Annotated in this window: 12 protein-coding genes; 6 read left to right on the top strand and 6 right to left on the bottom strand. The window is 65.3% G+C overall.

What is annotated here, in order from left to right:
• Positions 1 to 347 (top strand): HutD family protein (locus tag ACE3TU_RS02420; RefSeq protein WP_374619764.1); only part of this gene is annotated, 347 nt, incomplete at its 5' end.
• A gap of 3 nt (positions 348 to 350) precedes the next feature.
• On the opposite strand, the gene ACE3TU_RS02415 is transcribed toward ACE3TU_RS02420, so the two are convergent.
• Positions 351 to 1,277 carry a LysR family transcriptional regulator gene (locus tag ACE3TU_RS02415; RefSeq protein ID WP_374619761.1) on the bottom strand — a complete coding sequence of 309 codons (927 nt, stop codon included), beginning with the start codon at positions 1,275 to 1,277 and terminating at the stop codon, positions 351 to 353.
• A 90-nt stretch (positions 1,278 to 1,367) separates the two neighbouring features.
• Between ACE3TU_RS02415 and ACE3TU_RS02410 the strand changes: the two genes are divergently transcribed.
• Positions 1,368 to 2,234, top strand: coding sequence for a phytanoyl-CoA dioxygenase family protein (locus ACE3TU_RS02410; protein ID WP_374619758.1), 867 nt, complete (start codon positions 1,368 to 1,370; stop codon positions 2,232 to 2,234).
• A 279-nt stretch (positions 2,235 to 2,513) separates the two neighbouring features.
• Here ACE3TU_RS02410 and ACE3TU_RS02405 read toward each other — a convergent pair whose 3' ends face one another.
• From ACE3TU_RS02405 to ACE3TU_RS02390, 4 genes are read right to left on the bottom strand one after another with little or no spacing between them, the layout of a single operon-like run.
• Entirely contained in the window at positions 2,514 to 3,746 is a 1,233-nt protein-coding gene (locus ACE3TU_RS02405; RefSeq protein WP_374619755.1) for a serine protease, read from the bottom strand.
• Positions 3,740 to 6,100: a S8/S53 family peptidase gene (locus ACE3TU_RS02400; RefSeq protein ID WP_374619753.1), complete on the bottom strand. Its 2,361-nt coding sequence runs from the start codon at positions 6,098 to 6,100 to the stop codon at positions 3,740 to 3,742. The genes ACE3TU_RS02405 and ACE3TU_RS02400 overlap by 7 nt, the downstream gene beginning before the upstream one ends.
• A gap of 1 nt (position 6,101) precedes the next feature.
• Complete coding sequence (locus tag ACE3TU_RS02395) at positions 6,102 to 7,013, bottom strand: hypothetical protein (protein WP_374619750.1); 912 nt, start codon at positions 7,011 to 7,013, stop codon at positions 6,102 to 6,104.
• A gap of 4 nt (positions 7,014 to 7,017) precedes the next feature.
• On the bottom strand, positions 7,018 to 8,697 hold the full coding sequence (locus tag ACE3TU_RS02390; protein WP_374619748.1) for an amidohydrolase family protein: 1,680 nt from the start codon (positions 8,695 to 8,697) through the stop codon (positions 7,018 to 7,020).
• A 332-nt stretch (positions 8,698 to 9,029) separates the two neighbouring features.
• Here ACE3TU_RS02390 and ACE3TU_RS02385 point away from each other — a divergent pair, with 332 nt between their 5' ends.
• The 4 genes from ACE3TU_RS02385 (at position 9,030) to dgoD (ending at position 13,777) form a co-directional block, all read left to right on the top strand.
• A complete protein-coding gene (locus tag ACE3TU_RS02385; protein ID WP_374619745.1) occupies positions 9,030 to 10,193 on the top strand; it encodes a hypothetical protein in 1,164 nt (387 codons plus the stop codon).
• Between the two features lie 11 nt (positions 10,194 to 10,204).
• Complete coding sequence (locus tag ACE3TU_RS02380) at positions 10,205 to 11,455, top strand: hypothetical protein (protein ID WP_374619742.1); 1,251 nt, start codon at positions 10,205 to 10,207, stop codon at positions 11,453 to 11,455.
• 35 nt (positions 11,456 to 11,490) lie between these two features.
• Positions 11,491 to 12,447, top strand: a complete 957-nt coding sequence (locus ACE3TU_RS02375) for a trypsin-like serine protease (RefSeq protein WP_374619739.1) — start codon at positions 11,491 to 11,493, stop codon at positions 12,445 to 12,447.
• A gap of 145 nt (positions 12,448 to 12,592) precedes the next feature.
• On the top strand, positions 12,593 to 13,777 hold the full coding sequence (gene dgoD, locus ACE3TU_RS02370) for a galactonate dehydratase (RefSeq protein WP_374619736.1): 1,185 nt from the start codon (positions 12,593 to 12,595) through the stop codon (positions 13,775 to 13,777).
• Positions 13,778 to 13,879: 102 nt separating this feature from the next.
• On the opposite strand, the gene ACE3TU_RS02365 is transcribed toward dgoD, so the two are convergent.
• Complete coding sequence (locus ACE3TU_RS02365) at positions 13,880 to 15,745, bottom strand: bifunctional sugar phosphate isomerase/epimerase/4-hydroxyphenylpyruvate dioxygenase family protein (RefSeq protein ID WP_374619734.1); 1,866 nt, start codon at positions 15,743 to 15,745, stop codon at positions 13,880 to 13,882.
• Positions 15,746 to 15,751 lie beyond the last annotated feature (6 nt).

Here is a 15,751-nt window from a genome sequence, read left to right as displayed (position 1 = left end):
GACCTTTCGCTTTCTCGGGTGACGCCGCGACCGCCTGCCGGCTGCTCGACGGCGCGGTCATCGACATCAACGTGATGTCCCGCAGGTCGCTGGTCCGCCACGGCCTGTCGCTGGCCGGGCCATCCGATGCGATCGTCGGCCGTGACCATACCCTCGTGCTCGCCCTCACCCCCCTGAGGCTCGTGGCCTCCGACATCGAGGTGGCCGCCGCCGACCTGATCGCGCTCGCACCCGGCGAGAGTGTGAGGATTGCGGCCGGCGAGGCGATGGCCGTCCATTTCGAACCCATGGGGGGCCCCGGCATGCATGAGGCGGTCCCTGTCGGGCTCACCCGCAACCGGGACTGAAGGCTATCGCTGCCGGATGCGAGCCGGCGCGGCATCGAATGTCGACCGCATGGCGACGTCCCGGAAGCGCCGACCGGCCTGCGACAGGGTCTTGTCGCCCAGATGGGCGACCACGATGCTCTGGCTGTCCTCGGCATGATCGAGCGGCCGGCACACCAGGGGCGAGCCGTCATAGCTCGTGTCGGACCATGGGCGCACGCAGGACAAGCCGACGCCCCAGCCTCCCGCGACCAGCCCGCGCTGCATCTCGAAGCTCGCGACCTTCTGGATCTCGGCCGGGTCGAGCCGCTGCCGCCGGAACATCCCGAGGAAATAGTCCAGCGTGACCGGGAAGTCCTCGAGCACGATGCGCTCGGCGCCGAGCTCCGGTAGGCCGACCCGGTCCCGGGCCGCCAGCCTGTGCTCCTTGGGCAGCATCACGTAGGGCATCAGTCGATGCATCTCGTCGAAGGCGATGCCGTGTTCGGCGAGACCCAGTTCATAGGTCACCGCGATTTCGCAGCGGCCATCGAGCAGTTGCGCCTGCACATCCGCCAGATCGCCCTCATGCAGGCGGAAGCCGAGCGTCGGATCGTCCCGCGAGAGCAGCCGCATGAGGCGTGGCAGATACATCGGACCGATGTCCCGGAAGCAGGCCACCGACAGCTGGCGGCGGCCATCGTCGGTCTGGTTGCGGGCGGCGATGTCGCGCGCCGAGGCCACGATGGTGCGCGCCTGCACGAGAAGCCGGCGCCCCGCCGGGCTGATGGTGAGGCGATGCCCCGCCTGTCGCTGGAACAACCGCTGGCCGATGACGGCCTCGAGCTCGGTGATCGCCACGGACACGGACGGCTGCGAGACATGGCGGTCTTCGGCGGCGGCGGTGACGCTGCCGAACTCGGCGACGGCGAGAAAATACTCGAGTTGACGGAAGGTGAAGGGTATAGGCATCGCCTAATACCATATCAGCATCGCATACTTCCGGCTATGCCCCGTTCGCCCTAGGGTCCGGCTCCCGACGCCAATGGAGACCTGGCCAGCATGACCGAGCCGACCGCCGAAACCATCCGCAGGGCCACCGACCGTGCCCGGTCGCTGATCGGAAGCGCCGAGATCGACGCCTATCGGCGCGACGGCGCCGTTTGCGTGCGCGGCCTCTTCACCCCGGCCGAGGTGGCCACCGGCATTGCCGGCATCACCGAAAACATGGCCGCGCCCAGCGAACGCGCCAAGGTGGCGAGCCGCCCGGAAGACCCCGGCTATTTCATTGAGGATTTCTGCAACTGGCAGGGCAACGCGCACTACCGGGAGCTGATCTTCAACTCGGCCGCCGCGGCGATTGCCGGCATGCTCATGGAGTCGAACCGGGTGCGGCTCTACCACGAGCATCTGCTCGTCAAGGAGCCGAACACCAGGCAGAGGACGCCCTGGCATCAGGACCAGCCCTACTACAATGTGGAAGGCTTCCAGAACTGCAGCGTCTGGGCACCGATGGATCCGGTGAGCCGGCCGGCGACGCTCGAATTCGTCGCCGGCACGCACAGGGGCCCCTGGCTCATGCCCCGTTCGTTCATGAGCAACGAGGCCAAGTGGTTCCCCGAGGGGTCGCTCGAAGACCTGCCCGATATCGAGGCGGACCGCGGCGCCTACAACATCCTCGGATGGGAGCTGCAGCCGGGCGACGCGGTGTTCTTCCACATGCTGACGCTGCATGCCGCGGCGGGCGTCGGCAACGGCCGCCGCCGCGTCCTCTCCATCCGCTTCCTCGGCGACGACATGCGCCACGCCCCGCGCCAGTGGCAGACCTCGCCGGCCTTCCCCGGCCTCGAGAACGACCTCCCGGAAGGCGCGCCGATGGACCACCCGCTGTTCCCCCTGCTGTGGGAGAAACCGGCGGTTTTCGCCTAGGTTTCGGCGCTCTCGGTGCCGCCGCGCCGATGGCCGCGCGGCACCGACCTTTCTGCGGGCGCAGCAGTGGCGCGCCGGCGGGCATCAGGGTCGTGACATTGCCCTGCTCGTATCCAGCGCGAGGTGGACTGGACGGCGTGTCGCGCCAGCACCGTGCCAGGTCGGCACGACCAGGCGCGCGGACCAGGGTCGCACGGCCGTCGAACGGGCCTGGCATCGCCCGCTCGGAGCCGCCCGTCGCTGGTCCGTAGCGAAGCCAACACGGCAGCGGGGCCAGTGCTACGACGCGCCGCTTGCCGCGGCCGCTATCTCCCGGACCTCTGGAACGGTGAATCTCTCTGGCGTGGCAGCGATTTGGTCCTCGATGTGCTGCAGGATCGGCCCAATCCAGAGCGCCTTGTTGACTCGGTCGCACAGCCCGCTCGCGACCTCGAAGCCGCTATAGTGCAAGCCGACGACATTTCCGGCTGCATCGAACACCGGCGCACCGCTGCTGCCTTTTTCGGTGTCGCAGGCATGCCCGAATGCAATGCCCGCGATCCCGTCCTTGTCCCGCATCTGCTGCAGCACGTCGCACTCTATGCTGATCTGCTTCTTCATTGCTGCGGGATGGTGGACGATCGTCACCTTTCCGTCACTGACGGGCGGGCCGAAACTGACCGGAGCGATGGTCGATATGCCATCGAGCGGGCGGATGCGCAGCAGCGCATAGTCCCGTTGCTGGTCCGAGCTCAGCACCCGATCGCAGATGAACTCGCGACTGATGCCGTCATCGTCCCACGAAAGATCGATCGTAGTGCGGTCGCAGATCGCCTGCTCCCACTGGCGTTCGACAATCGGCTTCCGATCGAGGCCATAGACGGGGCCGCAATGCCAGTTGGTCAGCAGCAGGTCCGGCGGAATAGCAAGGCCGGAACATGTGCTCGGTGCCTGTCCCTCGACGAGGCCAACCATGATGAAGGCCACGTCGTCGCCCCAGGAGCGATAATTGACATCGGCCGCGTAGAGCGCCGACCACGGATAGTCGCCGCGCCTGGAGTAATACGGTTCGCCGATGACTCCCGATTCCGGCATTTCGATCTTTTGGCGCAGCAGCAGCTTCGGCCTCTCCCCGATCGCCGCAAGCTCGAGCTCGATCGTCTGCTGACCCTCCGCATTGGCAAGCCGCCGGCTGAAGGTCACGTTGCTTTCCCCAAAATCGTTCGGCCCGAGCACCTGCATCACCCGCCCGTCGCGGTCGCGAATGGTCAGCGACCAACCGGAGCCGGCCTGCGCCGGACGCTCGACAAACAGGCGCACATAGCGCGTATCGTCCGCGACCTCGAGGAACGTCCTGCCGCTACTCTGCAGACGCGACGTCTTGAAGCCGGCGATCGGCCGCCAGTCCCCGAACATGCCCGACTCCGTACTGCCACATGGCTCGGCCGCGCCGACAGCGACAGCATCGAGGCAAAGCGCGAGGGTCGCGACGCCCAGCAATATGGTCCGCACCGCTGCGCGCCGTTTCAGCATGGCTTGAACGTGCTGATGGTCTCCTCGAGGATCAGGTCCTCGAAGTCGGAGGGGCTGACTTTGTCGCCATTGGTGGTGGCAAAGATCGGCGTCTCGTCGCCATCACCGACGAACACGCGCGGGTCGAAGCGGATGACCGAGTCCTCGTCGAGGTACGAGTAGAACACCCACGGGCTCTCATCGCCCTGGATGCCGCCCGGGAATTTCATCCGCACCATGCGTAGAACGTTCTTCGACGTGAAGGACTTCTCCTCCTCGCTATTGTCCGCAGTTGTGATCTTGGGGCTGCACCAGTGGGCGAAATCGAGCTTGGCGTAGTCTCTCTCCCCTCTCCACTTGATCCAGTTCTCCTCTGGGTCGAGCAGGGCAGCGACCGGATCGACGACACCGGCCTCCAGCTTCTTGAGGTCATCGCCGCGAAACACCGGTCGCGATGTGTAGAGCAGCCGTTGCTTGATCAGGTGCGTCTCGAGCGCGCCATCGCCGCCGCTTTCCTGAAAGTGATCGCGGTAGCAGTTGGTCATGGCCCCGACCAGCCCGGCAACGAGCGCAGTCGCCTGCGACGTGCCCGACGCATAGGCCAGCCGGTTCTCGCCCACCGGCGCGACGATCATATTGCCGGGAGCCGCGACGTGGACGTGGTCCTGACTCCAGAATGTGTCCGCCATGATTTCCGCATCGCCGTCGCCGCACGTGCTGCATGCCGTCACCACGATGACATTGGAAAGCCGTTTGCCCAGGTTCGCGGGGGCATAAGGAAGTCTATCCCTGATTTCCCTTGCGCTTCCGATATCTCCGCCGCCCTGCATGGCGGCCACGATCCACATTGCCTTGCGGTTTGGATCTCTGACGCGCTGGACGATTGCCGGCCCCTCGATGGCGCGATCAGACGTGAGCTCCTCGTGCGCGATGTCGCCAAGCGGGTAGCTGAAGCGATTTTGGGAACCCGGCCCCGGAAACCGGCTGGCAAAGAGGTAAATCTGGGGTCCGGTTTCGCCAAAGATTTCGCGCTGCGCATCGACCAGATTCTGCAGGGGACCATTCCGGGTTCGGCGGGTCCATTCGAAGCTGAACAGGTCCAGCCCCGGAGCCATTCCCACATAGCCGCGGCCGTCGGCTTTGCTGGCCAGTAGCGCCGCCAGGTGCGCGCCGTGATCCCGATCGACGTCGAGGGACTCGGCAGTGCACATGCTTTGCGGGTGGGCTTCGGCGGGCAGCGACGTGACGCCATCAGCGCCGAGGACACCGAACTTGCCCAGATCGGCGGTCTGGTTCGGCAGGCTGTCCACGAGGATAAGGTCGGCACAGGCACTCCCCGGTCCGCCGGCCTCATTGCAGTGGAACGCGCACTGCATGATCTGCTCGGACGGGGTCCAGTTCGAGGCCTCGAGCCACGGAAACAGATAGTAGAAAGAACTCTCCTCGGCGGAACTCGCCGGCGCCGCCGTGCAGGCCTCGGGTTCCCTGGGGACCGGGATCCACGACTGCAGTGCCTTGTCCACGCCGGCACCGCTATCCACCGTGTAGGCGGTGATGTCGCTCGAACCCAGTGACGGCAGGAGATCGTCCACCGTGCCGCGAGCGATCAGCCCGTCGAGACTGACGCCCACCTCGTAGATCGTCTGCGGTTCGAACTGCTTGCCGGTCCAGACATCAGCAAGCCTCGACGTGACCTGAATGTCGGGAATCTGGATGACGGCCTTCTCCTTGAGGGCGCTGATGCCTGCGGAGTTCAGCATGTCCCCCAGCCTCGACTGGACGTCACAGCCTCCCGATGTCGGTATGGACAGTTGCTTTTCGAGGATCGCGCAATAGGTGTCCCCCGCCTGGACCGTATAGGGCCTGGTCGGAAAGGCCCGCTCGCCATACGTCGCACGCATGCTTGCGAAGAGATTCGCAATGTCGCTCGCGACCTTGTTGCCACCGGCCTCGACGATCAGCTGGGTGCGTTCCTCGGTGACCGACAGCACGTCCTTGATTGTCGTCCATAGCCGGTTGTCTTCGTCCTCGACGAAGGCGCCAACCTTGGCGGCATCGTCGACACCGATGCCGGCCCACACCTGATTGTCGACGGCGTTGGGCGCAATGAACGTCTGGCCGATATCGACGAGAATCTGATTGCTCTCGCCGCCCACGCGGGTATCGACGATGAGCCCGTTCACCGTGCCATCGGACGAGACGGTGAGATCGACAATGTCGCCGATCGGCGCCGCATCGCGGTCATAGGCGCTGTACACGGACTTGCCGATCAGCTGCTCCGACAACGGCTCGAAGGTCTGGCCAACCCAGCCCTGCGCCAGGGCCGCGCCATGAACAGACACCAGCGCCACCACGGTCAGCAGGAATCGCAGCATCTCAACCTCCCGGCAGCCCGGCGACGGTGGTGTAGGCCTTGGTGATGCCATCCCGATCGAAATCGCTGAGTTTCATCACCTTGCCGCCGCCACCACCGCAGAAGTAGTGCATCACCGACTTTGGGTCGTACGGGGTCACCTCGATCCAGGTGCCATGCTCGGTCTTGCATCCGGGCACGCCGGCAATATGCTCGTGTCGCAACCCCAGCACGTGGCCGAGCTCATGCGTGAGCACCCCGGTCTTTTCGTAGCCGGTGGGCTTATAGAACACCGGATCGACAGTCAGGACCCGCTCCTCGCCCAATTGGTGCGGAAAGAAGGCGCGGGCAATGAACTTCCCCCCCGCGTCACGAAACCGGACGATGAAGCCGTTTTCGGGCGCGACCGCGGCGGCGTCGAGGCTCATGTCATGCTCGAAGTCGAGCCCGCATCCCGTGCAGCCCGCTTCCCACGCGCTGGCGGCCGCTGCCATGAGCTGCACCATCTCGTTGTAGCGCTCCGGCGTGAACGAGGCGGCGTCGATGCCGTAGCGCAGGTGACGCTTGTCCTGCGGGTAAAGGTCGAGGCTGCCATCCACGAGGACGTTCACCTTCGCCTCAGGGTTGGCGACAATGCTGGCACCGCCCTCGGCGTATCGGGTTACCCAGTCGAACACTTCCGCCTTCGACATGGCAAGGTCGCCCTCGATGAGGTAGCTCCCCTCATCCTCGGGCAGCATGGCGAGAAAGGCATCGAAGACCGGTCCCGCGCCTCCCGCCTTCAACTCGGCATTGGCTGCGGCCAGAGCCGCGATGAAGGGATCCTGTTCCGTTGCCCCGTCGGCCCGTGCCCACGGACTGATCGCCATCGGGGCGGCGATCGCAAGGGCGAGCAGCAGGGCAATTGCGGAAATCGCCGTGTAGCGTTTCTTCATCGACCTAGGGCCCTGCCAGCTTCTCGAGGCCCGATCCATCCAGACCGTGCCGTTCGTACCATGCAGCGAGCCGCTCCCGTGTCCCGCTGCCAGCGCTCAAGCCGAAGAACTGAATCGCGTTGCTGCGGCAGACGGCGCCGACCCCTGCGTCCCGCAGACCCGCACGACGCAGGACGCGAGTCATGCTCTCGAAATAGCGCTCATGCCCGGCCTCGCGACCGAGCATGTTCCAGTCGGTGCCGTAGAGCAGTCGTTGAGCCAGCACCGCGCTGTTGCCAAAGGCGATGGCAAGCTCTTCGACGGCCTCGTCCTCGCGGCGGCCACCGGCGAGTACGCTGTGCAGGAAACTGATGTCGGCATAGACGTTACCGAAATCGCGCATCAGGTCGGTGGTCTGCTGCTCCCAGCCGGTATCGGGCACCGGGTCGAAGTCGCCGAAATGCGCGAGGCAGATGCGAAGGCCGGGATGGGCTTCGAGAACCGCGCTCCAGTTCGCTGGGTTGGCGCGCTCCGAGTACATCGGACCGCTGCCATTGCCGTTGGCGGCATGCGCGAGGATCGGCACATCACGATCGGCTGCCCAGGCAAAGAGCTGTTCGAGCGCACCATCGAGCTTGCCGGCAAAATCCGCTACAGCCGCGCTCCCGGCCGGAAATGTGAGGGTGCCGTTTCGATTGCCGGCGGGTTTGAACCCCATCGGCGGATAGAGCTTCACCCCAATGAACCCGCGCTGTTCGACGGCGTCCTGAACAAGCTCCAGTGGCGAGCGGCCGGAACCGGTATGCGCGAGTTGTCGCCACGGATCGAAGGGAGCATAGCAATGGAGCAGCGTGCCGTGCTGTTCCAGGCACTGCCTCTGCACCGCTTCCATGGTCAGGATCTGGCTTGCAATCGACGAGTCCGGCTCGTCTTCCAGCCACTTGCCGAAATCGACCAGCGCCGGGGTGAGCAGCGCTATCTCGCCGTTCGGTGAATAGAGCCTCAGGTACTCCTCGACGATCTGCATGCGCGATGCACGCAGCCAGCCCGCCCAGCGAATGGTGCGGCCGATCGCGCCGTCGCTGTCGAACAACGCCAACGCAAGGCCTCCGAACTCCGACAGGAATTCGGTCGACCCGTTCGACTCCCCCTGCAGCGCCAGTTCGAGCTGCACGGCCGTACGAAAGGCCTCGACATCCTGCTCGCTGAGGGACCCCGCATCTGGATCCGCCGAAAACGCCGACGCCCCTCCCGATCCGACGACCCGATCGAGTGCCGACGCGAGCGCGTCCACGGCGTCGCCTCCGGCAGGATCGAACGGCAGCGCAAGATCGCCCGCGCCTGGCCCCAGATCGGCCAGTTCCTCCTCCGCCGTCGGCACGCCGACCTGCAGGAAATCGACCAGTACCGCGATCAACGCGGCAAGCGGGCTAGGCAGGGCGAAGTCCGTCGCCTGCTCGCCGTAGTCCTCGAACACCACGCGCTGCAGGAATCCACGCACCGGCAGGTCCGAGGCGTTGAACACGTGGCAGTGGACGTCGACTGTGGCGCCCCCTCCTTGGGCCCGGCTCTGGCGCACACTATTGGCCGAGGCAACAAATGCCGCGAGCGCTCCCAGCAGCGTTCGGCGGCTGACGCGGGCAATGTCGACTGATCGCTGCACGGCATCCTGGCTTGCCGTTCCCCCACGGAAAACGCTCGACATTCGCCCACTCCCGGATTGAGCCAACCTGATAGTTTGCCAACTATGTGAGGTACTTGGCGACAAGTACTGATAGATCACTCTCACACAAGCAAAAACTACTTATGCCGCCACATTCTCGTTTATTGGCAGCCTGTATTTAAGCGCACCAGCTGGCAGCGTTGTCAATGTGGTTCACAAAGTCCAGACGACCTGTATGCTACAGGACTAGTCGTTCTAGATACAATTTGACCTATCGAAATCCAACTCAAGTCGCGGGGGCGCGTTTGAGAACGGTCGATTTCACTCTTGCAGCCGCAGCAACGTGCCTGGCGTTGCTCTTGACAGCGTGCAGCATGGTCGCGTCCAGGCCGATCGACATCGGTCCGGCCAGCGCCGGACTTGGCAAGCCTCGCTGCGCCTCGAACCTGGCGAGTTACGCCGTGCCGAAGGCCGTGCTGCTGATCGATGCTGCCCGCAGCGCAGGCGTCGAGTCGGTTGCCATCGACGTGACCCGAAAGCCCGACAAGTGGTACTGCCTCGACTTCACGGGTTCGCCGACAGCGGCAGAGACCATCACCGTCAGCATGGGCGGCTCGTCCGGCCAGAGTGCCACCCCGTTCCTGCAGGCCGTGCATTCGACCAGCATCGATGAGACCGCCCTCATCCTCAACAAGATCATCGACACGATCTTCACCGTCCTCGCCAACACCAATCGGGGGGGCGAAGAGGGCGCTCAGCCGGACAAGAAGAGCCACTTCGAGGTCGATCCATTCGATGCTGTCGAGTTGGCGACCGTCAACCGGGCCCTGCGCGCCTATAGGCTCTGCCTCGTCCTGGCCGGCTATTCCTACGACGACAGTACTGCGACCGACCAGCGCTACTGCGACGATCCGGGGGGCCTCGCCGCGAGTGGCCGGCAGGCCCTGGAGCTGCGCACCAGCATCGCGGAGGCGCCCTCGATCAAGGAACCCGGCCTCTACATCCGGGTCCGCGCCAGCTACGAGATGCGGGTCTACGCTCTCGACAAGAAGGGTTGGCGGCTCCAGAAAACCAAGCCGCTCAGCCTCGAGAACCTGTCCCCGCTGATCCAGGTCTCCGTCGATCGCGCCGCCTTCACGCAGGTGAAAATGGCTTTCGTGTTTCGCGATGGGACTCTCGACAAGTTCTGCGTGGTGAAAGGGAGTGAAGCAGCGGGGTTCATCAGCATCCCGATCCGCGTCCTGAACGGCATCGGGGCTGCACCGCGCCGGGCCGCTGAAGCCCGGATCAGCGCTACCACCGGCGACGCCGATGTCGTCGCCAAGCTAACCGAGCTGGTCCAGGTGCAGAATGCCTTCGCAGCCTATCAGAAGGCCAAGCTGTCCGACCCGAACCTCGCGCTGCCGCCAAACCTGCAGGCCCCAAAGACACCGCTCCCCCCGATCAATCTGACGGCGGCTGTCCAGGCTGGTCCGGCCGCCGCACTGCCCAGTTTCGGCGATCGCAGCGCAATCTGCACCGAGGCGGACGTCTCATGAGCAGGCCATCCATGTCGCAGCGTGTGATCCGCATCCTGTGGGCCTCCCTGCTCCTTCTCGTTGTCGGTGCCTGCAGCGCCGCAGTGATCAAGACCTCGCTCGTGACGAGCGGCGATCGTTCCGCCGGCTGTTCGAATGGCCATGCTGCCTACTACCTGCCCGCACGACTGTTGCAGATCAGCCTGAAGGCAGGGGTGCTGGAGGTCGGCTACACCACCGCTACCCGATCGGGGACGACGGTGCCGGACATTGTCGCCACGGCAGACCGGAGCCGCGGCCCCTTCTGTCTGGGCTACGAGGGTTCGATATTTGCTGCAGACAAGGTCAAGGTGGACGTCGATCCCGAAACGAGCCTGCTGCAATCCATTGCCTTCAACGCCGACGACCAGACGGTGGATGTGGCGCTGCAGCTGATCAATGCGCTGGCCGACGCAGCAGCCGCCATAACGGCACAGCGGGCCGCCGAGGAGAACGACAAGCCGCTGCTCGAGGCCGGTCCCTTTTTTGTCGATCCGTTCGACCTGTCGACCATGTCCCAGATCAACCTGCGGCTCGCCGATGCGGGCTATTGCGTGTTCCTGGACGCCAAGGACGATCCGTTCGTGCCGCCCGCGTCCAACCACATGTGCGAACAGACCGGCTATCCCCAAGTGGTACGTGCAGCCGGCGTTGCCCAGGCCATCGATGGCTCGGTCGACCTTACCCGCTTCCAGGGCCAGGGCGTGCTCTATCGCCCGCTGCTGAGCCACAAGATGGTCGTGATGCGCAAGGCCGGCCGCGCCTGGGAACTGGCGGAATCGCGCTACTTCGAGTTGCCCAACGCTTCGCCTGCCTTCCTGCTCCGCATCGACCGGGCCTGGATCGGCGACTCCAAGGCCGTGATCAGCTTCGACGCCGGCGCTCCCTACGACATCCAGCTCTCAAAGCAGAGCGAGTTCAACGCTGTGGTCGAGATCCCCGGCGCCGCTATCCGGGCCGCCCTGTCGGTTCCGATCAATGCCCGTGCTTACAAGAAGGCCCAGTACGAGAACCAGATCCGGCTGATCCAGGCGAACGCACTGCTCCTCGACAATCTCGCCAAGTTCGATGCCACCGTGAATGCGGACCAGGCCGGGCGGAGCGGCATTGCGCCTGTCGGACCAACCGACAGTCAATCGCCGACGGTGAACGCAACCATGGATGAGTGTCTGGACAACGCGTTCGTCACAACGCTTCCGTCGCCCGACGTCACCTGTGCCGCGATCATCGAGAACAGGCTGTGATCCGGTTGCGCACTGCACTGCGGTTCGCCGCTTGTATGGGCACGCTGCTGGTCGGCTGGCACGCCGCCGCCCAGGAGATGGACCCGGCCGCCTGGCTGCTAGGGCAGATGCTCCAGACTCCATTCGTCGTGGCGCCGGACGAGGAGCCGGCCGACGGTGACGACGCCTCGATCACCTTCGGCAACGACACGGACGCTTTTGCCGAGACGGTGAAGGTACGTTATGGCGAACGGAGCGTCTGCACGGGCGTGCTTGTCGACTTGGGGCATATCCTCACGGCCGGGCATTGCGGCTGCGCGCGGCAGAGCACCTATTCGGTCGAGTTCACCGTGCTCAAGGACGACGCACTGCACCGCTTCCGCGGCCCCATAGCCGCGCCGCCCATTCTCTACCGCTCGTTTGACTGTGCCCGCACGGCCGGTGAACAACCCGGCCGGGACCTGGCCCTCCTGACCATCGACATCGAGCGCGATTTCCGCTCGACCGACGGTCAGGCGGTTTCCATCGCCGAACTTGGGGCCGGCGGGGAGTTCGGCGCCCGCCCGGTCGCCATGACGAGCATGCTGGCGGTCTACATGACGAACGCCGTGCGACTGCGCGCTGTCGGTTATGGCAAGACCGAGGTCGGCGACTTTCCTGTCAGGCGCCAGCAGGCGGACATCAACATCCTCTCCTACTTTTGCTCCACCGGACGGGCCGCGCGCTCTGCATGCGCATCGTTCCGGGAATTCTCCCTCTCGAACGTCATCGCGCCCGGTGTCAAACCAACCGACACCTGCTCCGGCGACAGCGGCGGACCGATCTTCGTGGCACGACCCGAGGATGCCGGACCGCCAGCCTATGCTCTTGTCGGCATAACGTCCCGCGGCCTGGCCGGGGTCCAGAACCTGCCCGCCTTACCCTGCGGCGGTGGCGGCATCTACACGGCCGTCGGGCACTCCGACGTCGCCAGATGGCTCGCGGACAACGGCGCACAGGTGACATTCCGGTAGGACCATTTCGCACTCATTGCGCCGTGAACCGTCCGCCTTGCCAAAGCCGCTCGCGGCCGGAGTCCAGTGCTGCAATATCCGTTCCGCACCGCCTGGGATACTCTGGGACGCAAAGCTGGGAGCAGCTCTGCTGCAATGGCGAAGGTTGGCCATCTCCGTGCTAACCTTCCTGGCTGGGATGGGGCGAGGGACGACGGTGAGAATCACGGAAATTCGCACGGTGATAAGCTGGGCAGGGCTGCGCAACTGGGTCCTCGTCAAGGTCATGACCGACGCAGGAATTCACGGCTGGGGCGAGGCGACGCTCGAGGGTTTCGAGCCCACCGTGGCGGCGTGCATTGAGCGCTTCGGCGAAGCACTGATCGGAGAGGATCCGCTGCGTCGCGAGCATCACTGGCAACGCCTCTATCGCCATCACTTCTGGCGCGGCGGGCCGGTCGGCAACTCGGCGATCGCGGCACTTGACCACGCGTTGTGGGACATTGCGGGTAAGGCGTACGGCGTGCCCGTCTACCAGATGCTTGGCGGCGCCGCGCGAAACTCGCTCAGGCTGTACACCCATGTCGGCATCTACCAGCCGGAGCGGATGATCGAGGACGCCCAGCGCGATATGGCCGATGGCTTCACGGCGATGAAGACCGGGGCGTGGACGGGAAGTGCCGGCATGCCCGAAGCCGAAAGGATCGCCGCCTTTGCCGAGCGGATCGGCAGTCTGCGCCAGGCGGTCGGGCCCGATATCGGCATCATGGTCGATGACCATGGGCGCGGCCAACCGTCCAATGCGGTCCGCCTGATGCATGCGCTCGAGCCGTTCGGCCTGCTGTTCTTCGAGGAGCCAACCCAGCCTGATGACGTGGAAGGACTGCAGCGCCTCCGCCTGGCCGATCCGCAAATGGATCTGGCGACGGGGGAACGGCTCTATTCGAAGTGGGACTACCGGCGGCTTCTGGAGGGGCGGTTCGTTGACGTGATCCAGCCCGACCTTTGCCACGCGGGCGGCATCAGTGAGGTCAAGAAGATCGCCGCGATTGCCGAGACCTACTACGTGAAGGTCGCGCCGCACAATCCGCAAGGGCCGATCTCGACCGCAGCGGCCGCGCACCTCTGCCTCGCCATCCCGAACTTCCTTATCCTCGAATACGTGCGTCAGGAGCCCTACCGGGACGCTGCAATGCAGGAGGCCTGGACCGTCAGGGAGGGCCATCTGCACGTGCCCGATCGGCCGGGCCTCGGGGTAGAGCTGAACGAAGACGTGCTGCTGGCCAACCCGCCACGCCTCGACGCAACCCCGACGGCCTTCGCCGCCGATGGCAGCGTATTCGACATCTAGGGGGCGGACTGGACGAGGATCAGGTCACGGTGCCAGGGGGGCGATCGCCAGGATCTCGTCGCCGCGCTGGTGCAGCGGCGGCCCTTCGGCGGCAATGGCGGTTCAGGCGAGGGGGCCAAGGCCGCGCTTCTGGGCGGCGATGCGGAAAGGGGCGTTGGGCGCGCCATAGCCGCGATAGCCGTCGCGGCGCTCGACCACTTCAAAAAAGAAGCCTTCGCCGAACATCTGGCTGTAGAACTGGAAGAACTCGCCGCGATCGTCCCGGTCGTAGAGAATGTTGTGCCGCCGCAACCGGGCAATGAAATCGGGCTCTAGCCCGAAACGCGCCTCGAGGTCGTCGTAGTAGGTGTCGCCGATCGCCAGCGGCTGGAGCGACATGCGTTCGGCGGCGGCGAAGATGTCGGAGCAGGCAAAGCAGAGATGCTGCACCGAGGAGCCGAAGGTGCGCGTCACGAAGTGTCCGGCAAGGGTGCGGCTGTTCTCGACACCGTTGAGGGTGAGGCGCAGCGAGCCGTCGGCATTTTCGATCACCAGGCTGCGGACCAGCCCGGAGGGATCGGGCACATCGACCATTGGTGATTTCTCGGTGGCGAAGATCGAGCGGTAGAAAAGCACCCAGGTCAGCATCTCGGAGGAGTTCATGGTCTGGGCGATGTGGTCGATATGGGTCAGTCCGCCCCCGGTGGCGGGTTCAGCTTCGGCGACGAACTCGGTTTCCCAGACCCGCCCCAGCCCTTCACTGGCATCCAGCAGATAGATGACGCCACCACCGACGCCGCGAATGGCCGGAATGCGAAGCTCTCCTTCGGCAACGGCCTGTTCGAACGGCTGGGCGCCGAGCACCCGGGCGCGTTGCACCGTGGCGCGGGCATCGGCTACCTTGAGACCGATGGCATAGGCCGACGTGCCATGCGTCACCCAGCTGGCGTAGGCGAGACCCTCGCGCTCGGTGTTGACCACGATGTTGATGTCGCCCTGCCGGTAGAGGGAAACGGACTTGGAGCGGTGGCGGCCGGCGCGCACGAAACCCAGGCCGGCGAGTAGCAACGAGAGCTGCTCGGCCTCTTCCTCGTCGGCGGCAAACTCGACAAAGGAGACGGCCTCGACCGGGACGCGGTCGGGCATGGGCGGCGGGCTCAGACCCGGCCCCGGTTCAACGCGGTTGACCTCGTCCATCAGGGAGAGCAGCGAGCGCTGGCCGTCGACGGAAATGGCGCGCGGCGAGCCACCGCGGAACTGATCGTTGAAGATCTCGAGCGAGAGCGGGCCGGCATAGCCGGTGGCGGCGACGGCCCGCATGAAATCCACCACGGGCAGATCGCCTTCGCCTGGCATGTTGCGGAAGTGCCGACTCCAGTAGAGCAGGTCCATGTCGATCCGTGGCGCATCGGCGAGCTGGACCATGAATATCCGGTCGCCCGGAATCGAGCGGATGCTGTCGGCAGGGATCCGCCGCGACAGCGTGTGAAAGCTGTCGAGGATCAGTCCGACATGCGGATGGTCGGCGCGGCGCACCACCTCCCAGGCGTCGCGGTGGTCGCTGACATGCCGGCCCCAGGCGAGCGCCTCGAAACCAACCCGGACACCGAACTTCTGCGCAAGTTCACCCAGCTGGCGAAAGTCTGCCGCGGCGCGGTCGATGCCGCCGAGGGCGGCGGGGGAGACATTGGAGCAGACCAGCATCAGGCCCGTGCCCAGCTCGTTCATCAGCGCGAACTTGTGCCGGGCGCGTTCGAAGGCCCGGCCGCGCAGCGGTTCGGGCAATCCCTCGAAGTCGCGGAAGGGCTGGAACAGGGTGATCTCGAGGCCGAGGTCCCGCGCCATGCGGCCAACCTCGGCCGGAGCGGCACCGAAGGCGAGAAAGTCGCTCTCGAAGATTTCGACGCCGTCGAACCCCGCCGCAGCGATGGCCTCGAGCTTCTCGCCGAGGTCGCCGCTGATCGAGACGGTGGCGATCGAGGACTTCATGGCGCG

The sequence above is a fragment of the Devosia sp. genome (assembly GCF_041917035.1).
GTDB lineage: Bacteria > Pseudomonadota > Alphaproteobacteria > Rhizobiales > Devosiaceae > Devosia_A.
The sequence above is the reverse complement of the archived record's forward strand: the minus strand, read 5'-3'. Positions and strand labels throughout refer to the sequence as shown.